At 68.2% G+C, this 20280-nt stretch carries 21 protein-coding genes and 1 tRNA gene; 7 read left to right on the top strand and 15 right to left on the bottom strand.

What is annotated here, in order from left to right; genetic code table 11:
• Nucleotides 1–13 precede the first annotated feature (13 nt).
• From FFS27_RS05105 to FFS27_RS05070, 8 genes are all read right to left on the bottom strand, one after another.
• On the bottom strand, nucleotides 14–448 hold the full coding sequence (locus FFS27_RS05105) for a CBS domain-containing protein (RefSeq protein WP_003084101.1): 435 nt from the start codon (nucleotides 446–448) through the stop codon (nucleotides 14–16).
• Between the two features lie 164 nt (nucleotides 449–612).
• Nucleotides 613–1254: a suppressor of fused domain protein gene (locus tag FFS27_RS05100; RefSeq protein WP_003084105.1), complete on the bottom strand. Its 642-nt coding sequence runs from the start codon at nucleotides 1252–1254 to the stop codon at nucleotides 613–615.
• Nucleotides 1255–1521: 267 nt separating this feature from the next.
• Complete coding sequence (locus FFS27_RS05095) at nucleotides 1522–1809, bottom strand: hypothetical protein (RefSeq protein WP_021263260.1); 288 nt, start codon at nucleotides 1807–1809, stop codon at nucleotides 1522–1524.
• Nucleotides 1810–1900: 91 nt separating this feature from the next.
• A complete protein-coding gene (locus FFS27_RS05090; protein ID WP_003118626.1) occupies nucleotides 1901–2377 on the bottom strand; it encodes a MarR family winged helix-turn-helix transcriptional regulator in 477 nt (158 codons plus the stop codon).
• A 40-nt stretch (nucleotides 2378–2417) separates the two neighbouring features.
• Complete coding sequence (hudA, locus tag FFS27_RS05085) at nucleotides 2418–3908, bottom strand: UbiD family decarboxylase HudA (protein WP_023100725.1); 1491 nt, start codon at nucleotides 3906–3908, stop codon at nucleotides 2418–2420.
• A gap of 121 nt (nucleotides 3909–4029) precedes the next feature.
• Nucleotides 4030–4716: a YoaK family protein gene (locus tag FFS27_RS05080; protein WP_003106170.1), complete on the bottom strand. Its 687-nt coding sequence runs from the start codon at nucleotides 4714–4716 to the stop codon at nucleotides 4030–4032.
• Nucleotides 4717–4962: 246 nt separating this feature from the next.
• Nucleotides 4963–5799 carry a hypothetical protein gene (locus FFS27_RS05075; protein WP_023100726.1) on the bottom strand — a complete coding sequence of 279 codons (837 nt, stop codon included), beginning with the start codon at nucleotides 5797–5799 and terminating at the stop codon, nucleotides 4963–4965.
• Between the two features lie 252 nt (nucleotides 5800–6051).
• A tRNA-Arg gene (locus tag FFS27_RS05070) sits at nucleotides 6052–6128 on the bottom strand.
• A gap of 629 nt (nucleotides 6129–6757) precedes the next feature.
• On the opposite strand from FFS27_RS05070, the gene gabD reads away from it, so the two are divergent.
• The 3 genes from gabD to FFS27_RS05040 all read left to right on the top strand — a co-directional run bounded on the left by gabD (nucleotide 6758) and on the right by FFS27_RS05040 (nucleotide 11259).
• On the top strand, nucleotides 6758–8209 hold the full coding sequence (gene gabD, locus FFS27_RS05060; RefSeq protein ID WP_003084198.1) for an NADP-dependent succinate-semialdehyde dehydrogenase: 1452 nt from the start codon (nucleotides 6758–6760) through the stop codon (nucleotides 8207–8209).
• Between the two features lie 244 nt (nucleotides 8210–8453).
• Nucleotides 8454–9734 carry a 4-aminobutyrate--2-oxoglutarate transaminase gene (gabT, locus tag FFS27_RS05050; RefSeq protein WP_003084201.1) on the top strand — a complete coding sequence of 427 codons (1281 nt, stop codon included), beginning with the start codon at nucleotides 8454–8456 and terminating at the stop codon, nucleotides 9732–9734.
• A gap of 325 nt (nucleotides 9735–10059) precedes the next feature.
• A complete protein-coding gene (locus FFS27_RS05040; RefSeq protein WP_003084206.1) occupies nucleotides 10060–11259 on the top strand; it encodes an HDOD domain-containing protein in 1200 nt (399 codons plus the stop codon).
• Between the two features lie 170 nt (nucleotides 11260–11429).
• Here FFS27_RS05040 and pdxR read toward each other — a convergent pair whose 3' ends face one another.
• On the bottom strand, nucleotides 11430–12851 hold the full coding sequence (gene pdxR, locus FFS27_RS05035) for a MocR-like pyridoxine biosynthesis transcription factor PdxR (RefSeq protein WP_023092283.1): 1422 nt from the start codon (nucleotides 12849–12851) through the stop codon (nucleotides 11430–11432).
• Between the two features lie 126 nt (nucleotides 12852–12977).
• Between pdxR and FFS27_RS05030 the strand changes: the two genes are divergently transcribed.
• From FFS27_RS05030 to FFS27_RS05020, 3 genes are read left to right on the top strand one after another with little or no spacing between them, the layout of a single operon-like run.
• Nucleotides 12978–13415 carry a carboxymuconolactone decarboxylase family protein gene (locus tag FFS27_RS05030; RefSeq protein ID WP_003084211.1) on the top strand — a complete coding sequence of 146 codons (438 nt, stop codon included), beginning with the start codon at nucleotides 12978–12980 and terminating at the stop codon, nucleotides 13413–13415.
• Between the two features lie 11 nt (nucleotides 13416–13426).
• Entirely contained in the window at nucleotides 13427–13834 is a 408-nt protein-coding gene (locus FFS27_RS05025; RefSeq protein WP_003084212.1) for a cupin domain-containing protein, read from the top strand.
• Nucleotides 13835–13867: 33 nt separating this feature from the next.
• Nucleotides 13868–14152 (top strand): antibiotic biosynthesis monooxygenase family protein, encoded by a 285-nt coding sequence (locus FFS27_RS05020; RefSeq protein ID WP_003106257.1) that lies wholly within the window; start codon nucleotides 13868–13870, stop codon nucleotides 14150–14152.
• Here FFS27_RS05020 and FFS27_RS05015 read toward each other — a convergent pair.
• The 4 genes from FFS27_RS05015 to FFS27_RS05000 form a co-directional block, all read right to left on the bottom strand.
• Nucleotides 14149–15081 carry a LysR family transcriptional regulator gene (locus FFS27_RS05015; RefSeq protein WP_003106255.1) on the bottom strand — a complete coding sequence of 311 codons (933 nt, stop codon included), beginning with the start codon at nucleotides 15079–15081 and terminating at the stop codon, nucleotides 14149–14151. The two genes, FFS27_RS05020 and FFS27_RS05015, sit on opposite strands and share 4 nt — an antisense overlap.
• Before the next feature lie 49 nt (nucleotides 15082–15130).
• Entirely contained in the window at nucleotides 15131–16324 is a 1194-nt protein-coding gene (locus FFS27_RS05010; protein WP_023100732.1) for an MFS transporter, read from the bottom strand.
• A 162-nt stretch (nucleotides 16325–16486) separates the two neighbouring features.
• On the bottom strand, nucleotides 16487–17257 hold the full coding sequence (locus tag FFS27_RS05005) for a hypothetical protein (protein WP_003084221.1): 771 nt from the start codon (nucleotides 17255–17257) through the stop codon (nucleotides 16487–16489).
• A gap of 108 nt (nucleotides 17258–17365) precedes the next feature.
• Complete coding sequence (locus FFS27_RS05000; RefSeq protein WP_003128506.1) at nucleotides 17366–18052, bottom strand: Crp/Fnr family transcriptional regulator; 687 nt, start codon at nucleotides 18050–18052, stop codon at nucleotides 17366–17368.
• Between the two features lie 75 nt (nucleotides 18053–18127).
• Here FFS27_RS05000 and FFS27_RS04995 point away from each other — a divergent pair, with 75 nt between their 5' ends.
• Nucleotides 18128–18643 carry an Mpo1 family 2-hydroxy fatty acid dioxygenase gene (locus FFS27_RS04995; RefSeq protein WP_003084225.1) on the top strand — a complete coding sequence of 172 codons (516 nt, stop codon included), beginning with the start codon at nucleotides 18128–18130 and terminating at the stop codon, nucleotides 18641–18643.
• Between the two features lie 39 nt (nucleotides 18644–18682).
• Here the strand turns inward: FFS27_RS04995 and FFS27_RS04990 are convergent, their stop codons facing one another.
• Together FFS27_RS04990 and FFS27_RS04985 are read right to left on the bottom strand one after the other, a co-directional pair.
• A complete protein-coding gene (locus tag FFS27_RS04990; RefSeq protein ID WP_009315016.1) occupies nucleotides 18683–19441 on the bottom strand; it encodes a M48 family metallopeptidase in 759 nt (252 codons plus the stop codon).
• A gap of 171 nt (nucleotides 19442–19612) precedes the next feature.
• Nucleotides 19613–20280, bottom strand: a 668-nt coding sequence (locus tag FFS27_RS04985) for a sulfite exporter TauE/SafE family protein (RefSeq protein ID WP_137951944.1), incomplete at its 5' end; no start/stop codon positions are given.

The following is a 20280-nucleotide window of genomic DNA, read 5'->3' as shown; positions in this document are numbered from 1 at the left end:
CGGCATGTACGCTTCAGTCGCCGCGGATGTACTGTTCCAGTTGCTGGATCAGCTCGGCCTGCTCGGCGATCGCCGCCTTGACCAGGTCGCCGATGGACAGCAGGCCGAGCAACTGGCCGTCTTCCACGACCGGCAGGTGGCGCAGGTGGCGATCGGTCATCAGGTTCATGCAGGTGTCGACGCTCTGCTTCGAGTCCACGCTGACCACCGGCGCGCTCATGATCGCGCTGATCGGCGTACCGATGGACGAACGGCCCTTGAGGACCATCTTGCGCGCATAGTCGCGCTCGCTGACCACCCCGACCACCTCGCCATGGTTCACCACCAGCAGCGCGCCGATGTTCTTTTCCGCCATCAGGCGCAGGGCGTCGAGCACCATCTCGTCCGGTCCGATGGTGTACACCTGCTGGTTCTGCTTGGCGTTCAACAGTTGTGCCACGGTTTTCATGCGCGCCCCTCCGGAGCCGTTCTCACGTCCAGCAAGAATCGTAGACGGCGAGCGGATCGGCAAGCGGGGAAAACGGCATCGAACCGATTGAAAAACGTCATCGCCGGCTTCCCCGACGAAGGTAGGGCCTGGCGACGGGCCTCTTGCTCCGGTTGCCCGGCGACCTAATGCAGTATCCGCTCGAACCCTTCCGGACGTTGGCCGGTGACGTAGCAATGGCGATGCCGGTCGAGGCTGAGCGGATGTCCGGCGTCGTTCAGCACTTCGGCGATGCCTTCCAGATGCTTGTTCACTTTCACCTGGTATTCCTGCTCGGTCAGCGGCACGACCCAGAGCAGGTCGACCGGATGGGCGGACAGGTCGAAACCGTCGAACAGGGCGGCATCTTCGCCCAGCGGGGTCGGCAGGAGAAGGAAGTGACGCAGCAGGCTGTGCTCGTAGAGCGGGAAACCGAATGCCACGCTGTGTCCGTGGCCGAGGGCCAGGCGTTCGTGGAACGGCAGGCCGGCGAGCCACTGCAGGTGGCGCAGGTCCTCACCGCCGAGGACGTCAAGGTAGCAGATCAGCTCGCTGGACCAGCGCGCGCTGCCCATATAGGGCGCGAAGTGCATCCGTGCCTGGCTCATCCCCGCGGTGATCACCACGTGGTGCGGGCGCCGGCTGCTTTCCAGGCGGTAGCCGAACACCGCCATTTCCGGTGCCGTCACGCAGTGCCTCCAGAAGTCACGGCAGTCCAGGACGATGCTCGGCGCACAGCCGAAATGGTCGTCGTATTTCTCGCGCAGCCGGGCGATGTAGTCGTTCATCTTCAGTCCTCGGAGTGGGGCGGGTAGGGCCGGACATGGGCAGGCGCCGGGGGCGCGTCCGTTGCCATGCGAGGGCAATCCAGTCATGGCCGATCCTCGTTGCCGTTGGGTGACCAATGGAATGCGAACGGCGACTGCCGAGAAATCGGCTCGTTCCGAGAGAGGCGAGAGGCTTTCCTTCTTGGTGCGTAGGAAATCGCTGAGGGCAGCTGAGGGTATCTGTCGGGAACGGAAAAAAGCCCGTCGGGAACGGGCGAAGAGGGAAGCTTACCAGGGCAGCGGGAAGTGGCCTTCCGCGCGCAGGTAGTCAGGATCGGGGGTGAACGGGTCGATCTTCTGCCGCTCGCTGCAACCCTGGCGTTCGCAGTCCCGCAGGCGCTGCAACGGCGAGCGGTCGTCGCGCTGGATGCGGATGCCCGTGGCCGGCGCGCCGTCGGAAAGGCTGTAGCTGCGGCCGCTCTCGCAACCGGGCAGGATCAGGCAAAGGCAGAGGAGCAGGGTGGTGTGCGGGTGTCGTGGCATTGCGGGTCGAATGGGCTTGCGAAGGCCGCCCATGCTATCAATCGGCCAGCAAATAGGGGGCCGGATGGTCAGTCCATGACCGGGATGAGAGTTGCTTCGCAAACCCGGAGATGCCCTCGAAAGGCTATTGCGTCACGCGGGAAAGCCCGTCGAAGGCCCGCAGCAACTTGCCCAGGGCGAGGGTCAGCGCCTCTTCTTCCGGGCCGGCGCCGAGAGCCGCCAGCAGCCTTTCGTCGAGCCCTGCGACCTGTGCCAGGGCCTGCTCGAACACCGCCTGTGCCGCGGGGCTGCGGCGCACCAGCACGGCGCGACCGTCGTCCGGGTCCGGCAGGCGGCTGACCCAGCCGCGCCGCACCAGCCGTTCGATGGTCCGGCCCAGCGCGGTGCGGTCGGTCTGCGAGTGCTCGATGAGCACGCTCATCGGCACGTCACCGTCGAAGGCGTGGATGATCCGCAACGCACGCCATTCATGCAGCCCCAGTTCGAGAGGGGCAAGCAGGGCGGTGAGTTGCCGTTCGCGCTGGCGGACGATCTCCGTCATCAGGTACAGCGGGCCTTGGGGCAGCCCCAGTGCGTTCGTCTCGGTCATTGGCCCGGTCACCTTCCTCGATCCTCTTTCGCCAGGGCGGGGATTGTAGCGCTCAGGCGTCGGCGAATCCGTAGTCGCTCCAGCGTTCTTCGACTCGCCTGCGCAGCGCCGTCGGATAGGCATGGCGGAACGACGCCGTAGCGGCACGCATTTGCCCGGCGAACTGTTCCGGGTGCAGGCAGTTGATCACCAGCCGACCGCCGCTGCCTCGTGCCTTGTCCTCGGCATCGAGGTAGGGAACCATCGGGAAGTCACGGATCTGCGGGAAGGCGAAATGGTCGTGCAGCGGATGCGCGCGAGTCGCCAGCGCCCATACCACCTGGTCGATCTCGGTGACGTCGATGTCGTTGCCGACCAGGATCAGCTTCGGCACCAGGTGTCCGGCATGCGAGCCGAAGACGGTCTCGGCGACCCGTGCGGCGAAGGCCGCGGCGTCGGTGCCCAGGGCCGCCAGGCGCTGCACGTCGATCGACAGCACGGCCCAGCAGGTCGCCGCCTCGTAGGAGCACCAGACCATGTCCACCGGCAGTCCGGCGTTCTGCGCTACGTCCAGCAGTTGCGCGGAAATCATGGTGCCCCAGATGGTGTGGTTTTCCTCCGGTGGCGTGCCGGCGACGCAGATCGGCAGGATCGGCTGGTCGCGGAAGCTCAGCGCATGGACGTGGAACAGCGGCTGCGGCTTGCCGGTGGGGAAGGAATAGCCGTGGTATTCGCCCATCGGGCCTTCCATCGCGGTTTCGTCGAGGCTGATCTCGCCCTCCAGGACGATCTCGGCATTGGCCGGAACCCACAGGCCGTTGGTCTGCGTGCGCACCACCTCCACCGGCTCGCCGACCAGGGCGCCTACGTAGCCGGCTTCGCTGACCCCCTCCGGCAACGGCATACCGGCCGCCGCGAGTGCCGCCGGCGGTGCGCCGAGGGCCATCGCCCAGGGCGTTGGCTTGCCCTGGCGGCGCCACTGCTCGCGGATGATGCCGATGTGCTGGGTGGCAATGGTCGGACCCGCCAGGGTGTTGCGGTCCACCAGCATCAGCCGGCCCACCGACCAGCTGTCCCAACTGCCGTCCGGCGTCTGTACCACGTGGAAACCGTAGGTGCCGAAATAGCGGCCGCCGTCCTGCTCATGGAGCAAGGGGACCGGGAAGCGGGTCAGGTCCACCTGCTCGCCGAGCCAGACGTTTTCCTGCACCGGCCCGCGCTCCAGCCGGCGCGGCGCGATCGGTTCCGCGCGCATCGCGGCGCGCAGCGTGGCCACGATGTCCCGCGGCCCGCTGTGTTCCGGCAGGCCGAAATGCAGCGCCAGGCGCGAATGGGCGCGGGCCCTGTCGGCGCGCAGGCCGGCCGGCGCGCCCAGTACCCGCGCGCCGGGCAGGCTGTCGCGGATGTTGTGGAACAGCGGGGCGGGTGCGCGGCGTTCGTAGACCCGGCGGGTGATGGCGCCGATCTCCAGGTTGGCGTCGACCTCGGTGTGCACGTCCACCAGGTCACCCTGGCGACGCAGGTGGTCGACGAAGTGGCGGAAATCCAGGGCGCTGCGGTTCATCGGCTCGCCACTCCATATAAGTGCGTGTGCATGCATCCTATTGAGGGGTTCCAGGCGAGGTCAAGAAGTGCTGCGCTCCGTTTCGGGGGTCGTGGCACGCGGCAAACCCCGCAGTGGCCGCTCAACGCACCATATAGTCCATCTGCCATGGCCGCGGAATCACCAGTGCCAGCAACGCGAGAAGAGCCGCCAGCGCTGCGCTCGCCGCCATCGCCGCGAGGCCCAGTTGCTGTTCCAGCAGGGCGCCGAGCACCGCGCCGACGCACATGCCGCTCCAGGGCACCAGTTGCACCCGCCAGCCGTTGCGCCGCTCGCCCAGCAGCCAGCGGCCGAGGCCGCGGCCGAAGCGGGAGAGGGCGCCGGTGACGTAGGTCAGGCCGATGGGCAGGCCGTTGACCTGCTCGACCACGGCGTTGAGCATGCCCATGGCGAGGATCGCGGCGACCAGCGCCGGCACGTTCCAGTCGAATGGCCAGACCGCCGACAACGCCAGCAGCATCGCGCAGCAGACCAGGATCGGCGCCGCCCGGCGCCCGCTGAAGCGCGCCAGTATCACTCCCAGCGCGTTGCCGACGACGAAACTGGCCAGGGCGACGCTCAGCCGCACCAGCCCGCCGAAGTCGCCCTCGCCCAGCGATACCGCCAGGCGCGTGGTGTTGCCGCTCATGAAGGAAACGAAGTCGCCGGTGGCGAGGAAACCGATGGCGTCGGTCATGCCTGCCAGTACCGACAGCCCGGCCACCAGGCCGAGCCCGACACGCCCGCGCGTCCGCCGCAAACGAAGGCGCCGCGCGCTGCTACCCACCATGCTGTCTGGAAGCATCCGGAGAAACCACCCGCAGGAAGAGAAGGTCCGCCCCAGTGCGGACTCCCGATCTTAAGGCTCTCCCCAGGGAAAAGGCCAGGGGCGAGGCGGAGCGTCTGGGGCCGAAGATCCTGGGCAATCGGCAATGACAGTGCGGGGCGGGGCCTCAGATATCGAATACCGGTACCTGGTTTCCACCCAGTACCTCGATCTTGTCGGTCCGGTAGACCACCATCGCCTTGCTGCAGGTCACCGTGGAACGACCCTCTTTGCTGGCATTGAGATACACCGTGCCCTTGCCGGCGTAGACCGCTCTCGCGTTGGCGGCGATGCGCAGCTCGCTCCGTCCCCGTCCCCGGCGAAGTCGCACCCGTAGAGGGCGATGGCCAGTTCCTTGCCGAACAGTTCGAGAAGGGTCGCACCAAAGGCCTGGGGCTCGACGAACTGCTTGCCCTGGACACGCCGGGCCATGACGTCCGCGGTGCTATCGCCGTGGGGGTTGCCCAGCCAGAGTTGGCCAGCCGTGCCGTGGGTGGCGATGAGGATCGTATCGATGAAGTACTGTTCGCCGCTCTCCGCGGCAACCTTGCCTAGATCCCGAACCAACTGGGCGTAGTTGGTATCGGCCTTGATCGCGAAGGCCGGCTTGTAGAGCTTGTTCCGAGCATAGGCGACGACCGCCTCCGCGAAGGCGCTGCCGGAGTCGCCTCTCCGGATCTCCTGCTGGAAGTCGTGGTAGATGACCAGGACCGCCCCTTTCCTGACCGGGCCGCTGAGCCCTCCCTTGACGATGTCGAGGGCGAAACGGAAATTGGCGCTGAGCACCTGGGACGCATGGGTAGGAAAGGTATCCGTATCGGTCAGCAGTTCTACTTCGGTACCGACCAGCACCTCCTTTCGTTCGTCGCCCTCCGCCCAGGGCGTGTCGTCCACATCCGTTCCGTAGATCCTTGCGTCCAGGTCGACCTCGACGAGCGTACTCACTGTGAAGGGCACCAGAAGCTCTTCCGGGCCGAGTCGATTCTTGACCACGGCGCCCTTGCCTTGCTTGGCGATTTTCGTGACTACGCCATGCCATGAGCGCATCCTGTTGCTCCTGTGGGAGTCCTGGTAGGAACGGCATCCGAGCATGCAGAACTATAGACGTGAAACGGCCAGCCCCGAGGAACTATCCGCCGATCGACCCTCCATCTGGCCCCGGCCTTGAGTGCCATTCCCGGCCGGACAGGATCGGTTGCTCTGGTCTCTGCGGCGAGGGACAGGCGCCGCTCGGCGGAGCGGGTGGCGGCGAGGCAGGTCTGAAAGCAAAAAGCCCGCACAAGGCGGGCTTCTGGAAGATGGCGCATCCGGCGGGATTCGAACCCACGACCCCTGCCTTCGGAGGGCAGTACTCTATCCAGCTGAGCTACGGATGCAGCGCCGCGGCTCGCGCGGCAGGCCGCAATCATACGCATCTCGTCGGCGGGAGTCCATTCCATGTGCGTACGTTCGTGATTTCGAACGAAAACGACCGTCCGTCGAGGATGTGCTCAGAAAAGCAGCAGAATTTTCCGACTTTCGTTGATTTTATCGAACGGGGTATTGCCCTTTGTCAGTGGTGGCCCTAGGATTCGTTTGAGATTTCAAACGCCCCCAAAGCCACAACAACAGGAGACCGGGGAATTGGCATCAGTTCAGCCGGCCGCGTGCCCCTGGAATGACCTCTTTCTGACCTGCCCGTCGCTCGTCCGGCCCTTCGCGCTGCCGGGCCGCCGTGGTGCCGGCGTGGCGTTTCGTCCGCAATCCCTTTCCCGCACGAGTCTTTCGTATCCTCCCCGACGCCTGTCGGCGGTCGCGTTCGTCCGCGTCCGCCCGTTGCGCACGGTGGCCGGCCGGTAACGGCGACGCCGCTGGCACAGGGCGCAGGAAATGGAACACCGGGGCGCTGGCCCTTTCGAATAACCAGCAGGCAACACTTTCCGGTTACAACCGAACCAGACAACCAGGCACGCGGGGTAGTCGAGGTAGACCCGCTGCTCACGGCATTCCTCGAAGGAGACAGGTCATGCAACTCAAAGATGCCAAGCTGTTCCGTCAACAAGCCTACGTCGATGGCGCCTGGGTGGATGCCGACAACGGCCAGACCATCAAGGTGAACAACCCGGCCACCGGCGAGATCATCGGCAGCGTGCCGAAGATGGGCGCCGCCGAGACCCGCCGCGCCATCGAGGCTGCCGACAAGGCCCTGCCGGCCTGGCGCGCGCTGACCGCCAAGGAGCGCGCCAACAAGCTGCGCCGCTGGTTCGACCTGATGATCGAGAACCAGGACGACCTGGCCCGCCTGATGACCATCGAGCAGGGCAAGCCGCTGGCCGAGGCCAAGGGCGAGATCGCCTACGCCGCCTCCTTCCTCGAATGGTTCGGCGAAGAAGCCAAGCGCATCTACGGCGACACCATTCCCGGCCACCAGCCGGACAAGCGCATCATCGTGATCAAGCAGCCGATCGGTGTGACCGCGGCCATCACGCCGTGGAACTTCCCCTCGGCGATGATCACCCGCAAGGCCGGCCCGGCCCTGGCCGCCGGCTGTACCATGGTGCTCAAGCCTGCTTCGCAGACCCCGTATTCCGCCCTGGCCCTGGCCGAGCTGGCAGAGCGCGCCGGCATTCCGAAGGGCGTGTTCAGCGTGGTCACCGGTAGCGCCGGCGAAGTCGGCGGCGAGCTGACCAGCAACCCGATCGTGCGCAAGCTGACCTTCACCGGTTCCACCGAAATCGGCCGCCAACTGATGGCCGAGTGCGCCCAGGACATCAAGAAGGTGTCCCTGGAGCTGGGCGGCAACGCGCCGTTCATCGTGTTCGACGACGCCGACCTGGACGCCGCCGTCGAGGGCGCGCTGATTTCCAAGTACCGCAACAACGGCCAGACCTGCGTCTGCGCCAACCGCCTGTACGTGCAGGACGGCGTGTACGACGCCTTCGTCGACAAGCTGAAGGCCGCCGTGGCCAAGCTGAACATCGGCAACGGCCTGGAAGCCGGCGTGACCACCGGTCCGCTGATCGACGCCAAGGCCGTGACCAAGGTCGAGGAACACATCGCCGACGCGGTCTCCAAGGGCGCCAAGGTGGTTTCCGGCGGCAAGCCGCACGCCCTCGGCGGCACCTTCTTCGAGCCGACCATCCTGGTCGACGTGCCGAAGAACGCCCTGGTGTCCAAGGACGAGACTTTCGGCCCGCTGGCGCCGGTGTTCCGCTTCAAGGACGAGGCCGAGGTCATCGCCATGTCCAACGACACCGAGTTCGGCCTGGCGTCCTACTTCTACGCCCGCGACCTGGCCCGCGTGTTCCGCGTCGCCGAGCAACTGGAGTACGGCATGGTCGGCATCAACACCGGCCTGATCTCCAACGAAGTGGCGCCGTTCGGCGGCATCAAGGCCTCGGGCCTGGGCCGCGAAGGCTCCAAGTACGGGATCGAGGACTACCTCGAGATCAAGTACCTCTGCCTGGGCGGTATCTGAGTCCGGCGAGAAACGCATCCGGAGGGGCCGGACGGCAGGCAAGAGCTGCGCCGTCCGGTGTCGACGTTGCCGGTGGTGGCACCGGACGAACCGGGAGTCGCGGTCGCCGATCGCGAAGCGGCTCCGAGCCCTGGCGGGCCTGCAAGTCCCGAGGCAGTCGATCATCGCATGCTGCCTTGGGGAGCTTCCTTCCCGCCTTCATCCTTTGACCCGGCCGACCCGATGAGCGGCCACTGAGGAAGCCATGAGCAAGACCAACGAATCCCTGCTGAAGCGTCGCCAGGCCGCGGTACCCCGCGGCGTGGGCCAGATCCACCCGGTCGTCGCCGAGCGCGCCGAGAACTCCACCGTCTGGGACGTGGAAGGCCGCGAGTACATCGACTTCGCCGGCGGCATCGCCGTGCTGAACACCGGCCACCTGCATCCGAAGGTGATCGCCGCGGTCCAGGAGCAACTGGGCAAGCTGTCCCACACCTGCTTCCAGGTGCTGGCCTACGAACCCTACATCGAGCTGGCCGAGGAAATCGCCAAGCGCGTGCCGGGCGACTTCCCGAAGAAGACCCTGCTGGTCACCTCCGGCTCCGAAGCCGTCGAGAACGCCGTCAAGATCGCCCGCGCCGCCACCGGTCGCGCTGGCGTGATCGCCTTCACCGGCGCCTACCACGGCCGCACCATGATGACCCTGGGCCTGACCGGCAAGGTGGTCCCGTACTCCGCCGGCATGGGCCTGATGCCGGGCGGCATCTTCCGCGCCCTGGCGCCCTGCGAACTGCACGGCGTGAGCGAGGACGACTCCATCGCCAGCATCGAGCGCATCTTCAAGAACGATGCCCAGCCCCAGGACATCGCCGCGATCATCATCGAGCCGGTGCAGGGCGAGGGTGGCTTCTACGTCAACTCCAAGTCCTTCATGCAGCGCCTGCGCGCCCTTTGCGACCAGCACGGCATCCTGCTGATCGCCGACGAAGTGCAGACCGGCGCCGGCCGTACCGGCACCTTCTTCGCTACCGAGCAACTGGGCATCGTTCCTGACCTGACCACCTTTGCCAAGTCGGTCGGCGGCGGCTTCCCGATCTCCGGCGTGGCCGGCAAGGCCGAGATCATGGACGCCATCGCGCCCGGCGGCCTGGGCGGCACCTATGCCGGCAGCCCGATCGCCTGCGCCGCGGCCCTGGCCGTGCTGAAGGTGTTCGAGGAAGAGAAGCTGCTGGAACGTTCGCAAGCCCTCGGCGAGCGCCTCAAGGCCGGCCTGCGCGAGATCCAGGCCAAGCACAAGGTGATCGGCGACGTTCGTGGCCTGGGTTCGATGGTGGCCATCGAGCTGTTCGAGGGCGGCGATACCCACAAGCCGGCCGCCGAGCTGGTCAGCAAGATCGTCGTCCGTGCGCGCGAGAAGGGCCTGATCCTGCTCTCCTGCGGCACCTACTACAACGTCATCCGCTTCCTCATGCCCGTCACCATCCCCGACGCGCAACTGGAGAAGGGCCTGGCCATCCTGGCCGAGTGCTTCGACGAACTCGCTTAAGCTTCACCGGCAAAGCGATACCCCCGAGGCCCGCGCGTCCGCGCGGGCCTTTCTTTCAGAGGCTTCACGGAAACGGAAGCCTCTTTTTTCTGCCAGGGTTTTCCGCGAAACGCCCGACGAACGGTTTTCCCCTGTTACCCTTGGGCGCCTGGCGCATACGAATCCTCCCGCATTCCTCCGGTCGTACCGTTCGAGGCGATTAGGACAGGTCCTAGAGGCGCACCGTGTTCGCCCGTCATACCCTTGTGTGCCCGCGGGCCGTGTTGTGCCCGCCTGTCATGCCTGGTGCGTCCCGCTCGGTTCGCCAGGTTCGAAGAGGAACGCCATGAGTGCCGCGAAAAAGGCCCCCGTCATCCTGATTGCCGACCCGGACCCCTGGAGTCGCGACTTGCTTGGCCAACTGGTCCTCGGCGTGCGTTGCGATGCCCGGCTGGTCCTCTGCGGCGATGGCGGGGAAGCGCTGGCGCATTGCCGGCGCCGGCGCTTCGCGTTGATCCTGGCCGAGCTGAACCTGCCGCAGGTGGATGGCTTCGAGCTGCTGCGCGAAGCGCGCCTGCGCCGCTCGGTCGCCGAGCAGCCGTTCATCCTGATCAGCGACCGCGCCGACCAGGCCAGCGTGCGCGCCGCCGTGGCACTGGCGCCGACCGCCTACCTGGTGAAGCCGTTCCAGGCCGAGAACCTGATGCAACGCCTGCGAGGGTTGTTGCTGAAGGGCGACGAAGTGGTCGCCTGTCCGCTGCCGGAGCGGGACGCGGGCGAGAACCTGGAGGCTTTCCTCGAACGCGCGCGCGACTCCGCGGAGGGGGCGCCGTTGCTAGCCGACGTGCGTGCCGCCAGCGATCGTTGCCTGAGCGCCGAGGAGCATCCGCTGCGCGTGCTGGAGGATGAGTTCGGTCGCGACCCGCAGATCACCGCTGGCCTGATCGCCGCCGCCAACAGCGCCGCCCGGCACGTCGGTCCGGCCTGCCAGACCCTGGGCCAGGCCCTGCGGCGGCTGGGACTCGGGCACAGCCTGAACCTGGTGCTCGGTTTCAGTCTGCAGCGGGCCATCCAGCTCGGCGAGCCGCTGCTGGCCGAGCGCGCCATGCACTTCTGGGATCTTTCGCAACGTTGCGCGGACATCGCCTGGGAACTGGCCGACGCCCTCGGCGCGGACGTCGAGCGCTGCTATACCGCAGGGCTGCTGCATCGCCTGGGCGACCTGGCGCTGCTGCGGACATTGCAGGATTGGTGCGATGGCGGCGGCGCGCTGGACGAGGCGCGCCTCGACGAGCTGCTGGGGCGTTTCGGCGCCAGCTTCGGCTCGGCCCTGCGGGCGCGTTGGCGGCTGCCGCTGGAGCTGCGCCGGCTGATCGCTGCGGCGTACCAGTTCGGTGGCGTGCTTTCCCGCGAAGAGCTGATCCTCAGCCTGGCGACCCAGGCCGCCAGCCTGCCCGAGGACGACGCGGAGCAACTGGCCGAGAGCAAGGCTGCCCGCATGCTCGGGCTGGACGGCGAACGACTGGCGAAACTGCTGCAGCCCTGAGCCGTCCTCGCCGGGCCTTTGCAAGGGGCGGCGCCTCCCGTAGGGCGGATAACGCGGCGCGTCATGCGCCGCTGGGCATGGGGCGCGGTTGCAATCGAGCCTCTGGCCGGGGAGATCGGCACCTACCTGCGCGCCGCCGAGTTGCCGGCCGTGGATGGGCGGAAGCGCGCCTAGCGCCGCAGCTCGGCGCGCAACAGGTCCAACGCCGGGTCGATGTCGTCCCGTTCGATGCAGCCGAAGCCGAAGAGGAAGCCGGCCTGTGCCGGGGTTTCCGCGTAGAAGGGCGGCAGGGTGCCGACCTCCAGACCTTGCTGGCGCAAATGACGGGCGATGCGCAGCACATCCAGCGGTTCGCGACAGCGCGCCGCGAGGTGGATCCCGGCCACCGCCGGCAGCGCTTCGAGCCAGGGGCTCAGGTCGCCGTGCAGGCGTTCCAGCAGGCGCCCGCGACGCTGGGCGTATTCGCGTTGCAGGCGGCGCGTATGGCGGGCGAAATCGCCGCGCTGGATGAACAGCGCGAGGGCGCGTTGCTGCAAGGTCTCGCTGTGCCGGTCGACCAGCTTGCGCGCCGCCAGCACCGCTTCGCGCAGGCTCGCCGGCGGCAGCAGGTAGCCGAGGCGCAGCTCGGGGAAGAGGGTCTTGGAAAAGGTCCCGAGGTAGGCCACCTGGCCGTTCCGGTCGAGGCTGCGCAGCGACTCCAGCGAACGCCCGTCGAAGCGGTACTCGCTGTCGTAGTCGTCCTCGATGATCAGCGCCCGGTGGCGCTGCGCCCAGTCCAGCAACTGCAGGCGCCGCTCCAGGCTCATCGGCATGCCCAGCGGGAACTGGTGCGACGGGGTGACGTAGACCAGCTTGGCGTTGTCCGGCAGCAGGTCGACGCGCAGCCCCTCGGCGTCCACCGGCACTCCGCGCACCTCGGCGCCGGTGGCCAGCAGGCTGGCGCGGGCCGGCGGATAACCGGGTTCCTCGACCACCGCCAGGTCGCCGGGGTCGAGCATCACCCGGGCCAGCAGGTCGAGTCCCTGCTGGGCGCCCTGGGTGACCATCAGGGCGTTCCAGTCGCACTGCACGGCGCGGTTGATCGCCAGGTAGCGGGAGATCGCCAGGCGCAGTTCGGGGTCGCCTTCGGTTTCCTTGTAGAACGCCGGCGAGCGCTGTTGCAGGCGTAGCGCCTGGAGCACGCAGGTACGCCAGGTATCGAAGGGAAAGCGGCGCTTGTCGGTCGTGCCGCCGGCGAAGCTGTAGCGGAGCGGTGCTCGCTGGTCCATCAGACCGGACTGCGGTTCGATGCGTGCCCAGCGCGCGGCCGGCCGCAGCGGACCGTCGGCGCGCTGCGGCGGCGCTTCCCCGGCGGGCCCGCGGGCGACGAAGGTGCCGCTGCCGACCCGGCCTTCGAGGAAGCCCTCGCTGGTGAGGCGCTCGTAGGCTTCGCTGACGGTCTTGCGCGACACTTCCAGGCGTTCGGCAAGGTAGCGCGTGGCTGGCAGGCGATCGCCGGTGGCCAGGCGACCGTGGAGGATCGCGTCGCGCAGCTGGCGATAGAGCTGGCCGACCAGGTCGTGGCGGCCGTCGAGGATCAGTTGCAGTTCCATGGCGAAATTGGCTACCTGGTATTTCTGGTAATTGGCTCTTCGTGGAAGCCAAAGGCAGGCTTAGTGTTACCCCATGCCGCGCCGCTTTCCACTCTCGCGGCTGCCAATCAGCCAAGGAGATTCGCCATGACCACCCGCCTCGAATGGGCCAAAGCCTCCCCCGACGCCTATGCCGCCATGCTCGGCCTGGAAAAGGCCCTGGCCAAGGCCGGCCTGGAGCGCCCGTTGATCGAACTGGTCTACCTGCGCACTTCGCAGATCAACGGTTGCGCCTACTGCGTGAACATGCATGCCAACGACGCGCGCAAGGCCGGCGAGACCGAGCAGCGTCTGCAAGCGCTCTGCGTCTGGCAGGAAACCCCCTACTTCACCCCGCGCGAGCGCGCCGCCCTGGCCTGGACCGAGCAACTCGCCCGCCTCAGTCAGGGGCCGTTGCCGCACGGCCTGCTCGACGAACTGCGCGAGCACTTCGACGACAAGGAGATCGCCGAACTGACCCTGGCGGTCTCGGCCATCAACGCCTGGAACCGCTTCGGCGTCGGCATGGGCATGCAACCGGAATGAGGTGGACGGCGATGAAGGCCAATCGATCGATCGCCTGCCTGCTGCTCGCCGCGCTGCCGACGCTGGCCAGCGCCCATGCTGCGGAGAAGGTGGAAACCCTGCGCGACCAGGCCCTGGCCGAGATTCCCGGCCATCGTGGGTTGATGCTGACGGTGTCGTTCAAGCCCGGCCAGGTCTCCGCGCCCCATGTGCATCCCGGCTCGGTGTTCGTCTACGTGCTCGAAGGCACCGTGCAGACGCAACTGGAAGGCGGCCCGGTGGAAACCTACACGGTGGGCCAGAGCTGGTACGAGCCGGCGAACGTGCCGCACCTGCTGGCACGCAATCCCGATCCGATGAAGCCGGCCAAGTTGCTGGTCTGGGAGTTGCTCAAGGAGGGCGACCCGATCCTCAAGCCACTGGAGCGCGGCGCCCACTGAGGCGTCGCTCGTTCGTCCGGAGGAGCGTCCGTCATGAGCGCCAGCCAGGTCATCCGTATTCGCGCGCGCAACGGTCAGTCGGAACGGCTTGGCCTGCGCCTGCAACAACTGGTCGAACCGGGGCTGGAGGCGCCGGGTTGCCTGGAGTACCAGGTGCGCAGGGACGCCCTCGAGCCGGATCTCTGGCTGGTGTGCAGCCAGTGGCGGGAAGCGCAGCAGATGTTCGACTACCTGGCCGGCGGCATCCAGCAGGTATTCGCCGAAGTGCTCTGGCGCTCCCTGGCGGCGAGCCTCGAAGTGCAGGATGACGCAGGCTAGAGCAAACCCAGCTCGGCGCAGACTATCAGTACCTGCTCGCGCAGCCAGAGGTTCGCCGGGTCCTGGTCGGCGGCGCGGCTCCATGACAGGTGCAGGGCGAACGGCGGCAGCCCGGGCGGTGCGAGGCAGGCGTGATGGCGGCCATCGTCGAGCAGTGCATGGATACGCCGTGGCAGCATCAGCACGAAGTCGCTGCCCGACAGCAGTTGCAAGGCGGCGACGTAGCTGTTGGCGCGCGCGGCGACCTCGCGGCTGCGGCCCTGGCGTCGCAGCCACGTGTCCACCAGGTTGGCGTTGCTGGCGTCGAGCGGGGTCGGGAAGACGAAGCGGCGCCTGCAGAACTCGTCCAGTTCCAGGCGCTCGTGGCGCGGCTGGGCACGATCCTGTACGCAGAGCAGCTCGTCGCTGAACAGGGCGAGCGCCTGTAGCTCCGGTGCCGGTCGGTGGTACTCGGGGCCGAAGTCGAAGACCAGGTCGACCTGGCCGTCGAGCAATGCTTCGGTGGGCAGTTCGGGACCCAGGCGGCGGATGTCCAGGCCGATCCTCGGGCCGTTGGCGGCGAGCCGTCGCAGGAGTGCCGGAAGGATCAGCAGCTCGACGTATTCCGGCGCGCAGAGGGTAAAGGTCCGCGGCTCGCCACGCGGGTCGAAGCTGCCCTGGGCGGCGTGACAGGCGTTGATGCGGGCGAGCATTTCCTCCACGTGGGGCAGCATGGCGCGACTCTTGTGGGTCGGCTGCATGCCGCCGCGGGTGGCGATGAACAGCTCGTCGTCGAAGGCCTGGCGCAGCTTCTTCAGGCAGTAGCTGACCGTCGACGGGCTGAGGTTCAGGTGTTCGGCGACCTCGACGAGGTTCTGTCGTTGGTGGACCTGGAGGAAGACCAGCAGGTCCTGCATGTCGACCTTGCGCAGGCCGTTGGCGATCAGCATCGGGGCGTCCTGACGGCGTCGGGAGCGCCATCAGAACCCGTCCCCTTCCTCAGCGCAAGCTTTCGGCGCCGACGCCTCGCGCCTGCCGCTCGGCGAACAGTGCCGCATAGCGCCGCGGGTCGAAGCGCAGGCCCAGTCCCAGCAGCAGCGCCGCCACCGCGGTCAGTCCGAGCCAGGCGCCGGTGAAGCTGCCGAGGCTGTCGCGCAGCAGCCCGGCGATCAGGTAGCCGGCGCCTTGTACCAGGGCAGCCAGTTGACCGGCGCGTTGCGGCGCGTCGAAGTGGTCGAGGCAGACGATCAAGCCCATGGGGAACAGCCCGCCGATGCCCAGTCCGAGGCACAGCGCCCAGAGCAGCGGCAGGCTGGCCGGCGCCCAGGCGAGGCCGAGGAAGCCGGCCAGCATCAGCGCCGTTAGCCCGACCAGCACCGGGCGGCGATCCCGCGAGCGGCTGGCCAGGGCCGGCGCGAGCAACCCGGAGAGCACCTCCATGGCCGTCAGGAAACCGAGCAGCAGCCCGGATTCCTGGGCGCTCCAGCCCTGCTCCAGGTAATAGGGCGCGAGCCAGGCCAGCACGCAGGTGTAGCAGGCCGTGCCGAGGCCGAAGAACAGGACCAGCAGCCAGGTCCGCGGATAGCGCAGGAGGCTCCTGCCGGGCTGCGCGGCGGGCAGGCGCAGGCGGGTGCCGGGTTGCAGCCACCAGGCCAGCAGCGCGAGCGCGGCGAGCGCCGCCCAGGCACCGAGGCCGAGCCGCCAGCCGGCGTGCTCCGCCAGGGTCGGCGCGGCGCTGGCGGACAGCGCCGCGCCAGCCATGATGGCGGTGACGTAGAGCCCCATGCAGAGCGGCGTGCGCGCGCCGAAACGGGCCTTGATCAGGGCCGGCATCAGCGCCTGGATCAGGGCGATGCCGAGGCCGGCGAGCATGGCGCTGCCGAGCAGGTCGGGCAGGCCTCGGCTGCCCAGGCGCAGGGCGCTGGCGGCGCCGATCAGCAGCAGGGCGAGGGCCACCGAACGCCACTCGCCGACGCGGCGGGCGATGCCCAGGCCGAAGAACATGCCGAGGCCGAGGGTCAGCACCGGCAGGGCGGTCAGCAGCGAGACGTCGCCGAAGCTGAGCGCGATCTCGCCGCGCATGGCGTTCAGCAGTGGGCCGACGGCGGCCATGGAGGGCCGCAGGTTGAGGCCGACCAGGACGATGGCGGCCATCAGCCAGAGGGTGCGGCCGGGTGGGGTGGCAGTGGGCATGGCGATCTCCTTTCGGGAGCACCATTGCGCCTGCGCCAGGGCGTGGCGGCAAATCAAAATCCGCAGGGCGGATTCGAAAAAATGCGCTGGCCAGGGAGTCGGGGCGGACGCTGGCGCAGCGTGGCGAGTGGCGAGGTTATCCGCCCCGTGCGGCGCGTGGCCTCACTCCGCACTCAAGCGCATCAGGCTTTCGCTCAGGGCCCGCGCGTGGCGGTCGACGATGATCGGCGCCCAGGGCCTGCCGGAAGCGCTGACCAGCGCGCTGCTCTTGCTGTTCAGGTCGCGCAGGGCCTGGCTCAGGTACTCCCAGCGGTTTTCCAGTTTCTTCAGTCCCGCCGGGTTGGCGCTTTGCGCCACCAGCAGGGCGATGCGCCGGTCGATCAGCGGGACCAGCACGCTCTCGTCCTGGCCGAGATAGTCCCGGGGCTGTTCGCGGGCAATCTCCAGCCCGCCCAGGTAGGCGCGCGCCAGGTATTGCAGGGACAGGTACTCGACCCGCACCGGCAACTGCCAGAGCGGCAGGGGCTGGCCTGGCGGGGGCGGCGGCACCTGGCGTTCCACCAGGTTGAGGAAGTCACGCAGGGCGCGGCTCAGTTGCTGCGGGTAGCGCCAGGGCAGGTCCTCCTCGCGGGGGCCGTAGGCCGCGCCTTCACGGATGCGCGCCACCAGCGCCCTTTCGCCTTGCCGCAGGAGCACCCCCTCGGGGGCGGCGGCGAGCGCGCGGTCGAGGCTGGCGAGATCCTTCTCCAGTTGCGCCGCGTGCTGTTCCTGGAAGCCCTCGCCGCGCAGCAGCAACAGGCTGCCCACCGCGCGACAGGCCTGGACCTGCAGTTGTTGCAGGGCGCGTTGCTGGTCGTCTAGGGCGGCACGCGCCGGCAGCGCCAGCAACAGGCAGCAAAGACAGAGGACAGCGGGAAGCGCGGGACGGAGCATGGGGAGATCCTGTTGTTGTCGTTATGGATATCCGCACCGAGGGCAGGTGCCCTGCACACGGTAGCCGGCCATGGCGCGCCTGCAAGCGTTCGAAAGTGTGATTCGCGCTCAGCCGTGGGTGGCCGCGCGCAGGCCGGCGAGGTCGAGGATCTCGATGCCGCCGTAGCTGAGCTGGAGGATGCCCTGGGCTTCGAGGTCCTTGAGGATCTGGTTGGTGGTCTGCCGCGACAGCGACAGCATCAATGCCAGCTGTTCCTGCGGCAGGTGCAGGACCTGCCGGCTGCGGCTGTTGTCGTAGCCCTCGGCGAGCATCAGCAGGCGCCGCGCCAGGCGTTGCGCGGCCGGCAGCAGGGCCATCTCTTCCAGGGCGATGAATGCCAGGCGCAGCTTGTGGCTCATCAGCAGGGCCATGTCGCGCCAGTAATGCGGCTCGCGGCGAAGCAGTTCGAGCAGCGCCGCCTGCGGTACCTGGAGTAGCTGGGTGTGGCCTTCGGCGTAGGCGTCGTGGGTGCGCGCCTGGCCGTCGAACAGGGCGATCTCGCCGAACCAGTGCGGTGCTTCCACCAGGATCAGCAGCGCCTCCTTGCCGTTCTCGCTGACCGCGCTGATACGGATCGCGCCCTCGACCACGCAGTACAGTCCGCAGGGCGCGTCGCCGCGGGCGAACAGGCGCTGGCCCGGCGGCAACTGGCGCGGTTGGGCGAGTGCCAGCAGGTGCGTCTGCAAGGCCTCCGGCAAACCCTGGAACCAGCGGCCGGCCTGGAGTTGCGAACGGTAGTCGGTACGCTCGTTCATGTTTGTCGTCTAGCTGACAGAGTGGAAAACCGGGGCGGCGCGATGATGCGAGAACCCTGGCGTGAGACCACAACAATGAAAACCCTAGTCGATCACCTTGCGCAATACGCCGCCTACCACCGCGACCGGCGCAACATCTTCAGCCATTTCATCGGCATTCCGATGATCGTCCTCTCCATCGCCGTGTTGCTGGCGCGGCCGGCGCTGGGGTTCGGCCTGTCTCCGGCGCTGCTGCTGGCGCTCGCCGCGGCGCTGTTCTACCTGCGCCTGGACCTGCGCTTCGGCGCGGCCATGACGGCGCTGCTGGCGCTGACGGTGTGGGGCGCTGCGCAATTGGCGGCGGGGACTACCGCGGCCTGGCTGGGCTGGGGCGTTGGCCTGTTCGTGGTCGGCTGGATCATCCAGTTCGTCGGTCATTACTACGAAGGGCGCAAGCCGGCCTTCGTCGACGATCTCAGCGGGTTGATCGTCGGTCCGCTCTTCGTGCTGGCGGAACTGGCCTTTCTGCTGGGGCTGCGCGGCGACGTGCAGCGCGAGGTCGAGGAGCGCGCCGGCCCGACCTGCATTCGCGAGCACAAGCGGGCGGCGTGAGGCGGTCTCCCGCGAGCGCGGGAGACCGGGGCGGGAGCGTTACTTGCGATCCGCGGCGATGCGCTGGCGGATGTGATCGGCGCGGGCCTGGGAGCCCGGGTGCGAATCGAACATGCTGCTGTCGCCGCCGCCCAGCTTGGCCAGCTTCTCGAAGGCGGTGACCAGGCCCTGGGTGTTCACTCCGCGCTTCTTCAGTAGCTCGTAGGAGAAATCGTCGGCGTCGGATTCCTGGGACTGGGAGAACTGCGCGTTGATCAGCGATTCGGTGAGTTCGCCCAGCTGGGAGCCGGACAGGGCGGCCAGCGCGCCGCTCTTCGAGGCGCCGGCGGCGCCGCGCACCGCGGCGGCCGCGTAGGCGGTCTGGGCGGCCTTGCGGGTGTGGCCGAGGGCGACGTGGCCCATCTCGTGGCCGAGCACGCCTTCGATCTCGTTGTCGCTCATCAGCTCCATCAGCCCGCTGTAGACGCGGATGCAGCCGTTGGCCATGGCCCAGGCGTTGACCTCCTCGGTGAGGTAGACCTTGTAGTTCACCGGCACGCCGTCGATCTGGTCGCCCAGGGCCTTGGCGATCTTGTCCAGGCGCTGGCCGTACTTGCTGTTGGCCGGGGCGATGCGGTTTTGCTGGTCGGACTCGGCGCAGGCCTGGTCGGCGACCTGGCGGACCTCGGCGTCGCTCAGGGTGGCGGCCTTCACCGCCATCATGCCGTGCTGCATGAGGTCCCCCTGGGGCAGGTTCTGGCAGCCGGCCAGGGTGGCGCAGGCGAGGGCCAGGGCGGAAAGGGAAAGACGGATCTTCATCGTGTGCTCCTTGCGATAGGTGGCGTTCCGTGCCGGACGGGCGTGTTCCGCCCGGTGCCGCGCGCCCGGTGGGGGTCGCGCGGCGGCGGATGATAGCGGCTTGTGCCGTTCGTCGGAAGTCCCGCGAAGGCCGCAGGCCCGCCCTGGCGGGTGCGCAATGCGTCCCTGGCGTCAGTGGAAACCGCGCCAGGCGAGGTCGGCGCCGAGCAGCAGGAGACCGACGAAGAAGCAGCGCCTGAACAGCGCCGCGCTGATCCGCTGGCGCAGCCACTGGCCGAGGAGCATCCCGCCCAGCGCCGGGACCAGGGTCAGCAGCGAGGCACCGAGCATCTGCGGTTCGAGCAGGTCGCCATGCACGCCGAGAGTGACCGCCAGGGCCAGGGTCGAGGCGCTGAACGACAGGCCGAGGGCCTGGACCAGTTCGTCGCGCTGCAATCCTAGGGCTCCCAGGTAGGGCACCGCGGGAATCACGAAAACCCCGGTGACTGCGGTCAGCGCGCCGGTCGCCAGCCCGACCAGCGGACCGGCCCAGGGCTCGTGGCGTGCCGGCAGGTGCAGCGGGATCGCGGCCAGGCCGAGCAGCGCGTAGGCCACCAGGGCCAGGCCGAGCACGCCGGTGGCCTGCCTTGGTGCGTCGCCGCCGAGCCATGCGCCGACCAGCAGGGTGCCCACGACCACCCCGAGCAGCAGGCCGGTCAGGCGCTTCATCAAGCCGAGGAAGCGCGGGCCGCAGGCGAGCTGCCAGAGGTTGGTCACCATCGACGGTACGATCAGCAGCGCCGCCGCCTGCATCGGCGGCATGGCCAGGCCGAGCAGCGCGTAGGCCACCAGGGCCAGGC

Source organism: Pseudomonas sp. 2VD (assembly GCF_005503585.1).
Classification (GTDB): domain Bacteria; phylum Pseudomonadota; class Gammaproteobacteria; order Pseudomonadales; family Pseudomonadaceae; genus Pseudomonas; species Pseudomonas aeruginosa.
The sequence above is the reverse complement of the archived record's forward strand: the minus strand, read 5'-3'. Positions and strand labels throughout refer to the sequence as shown.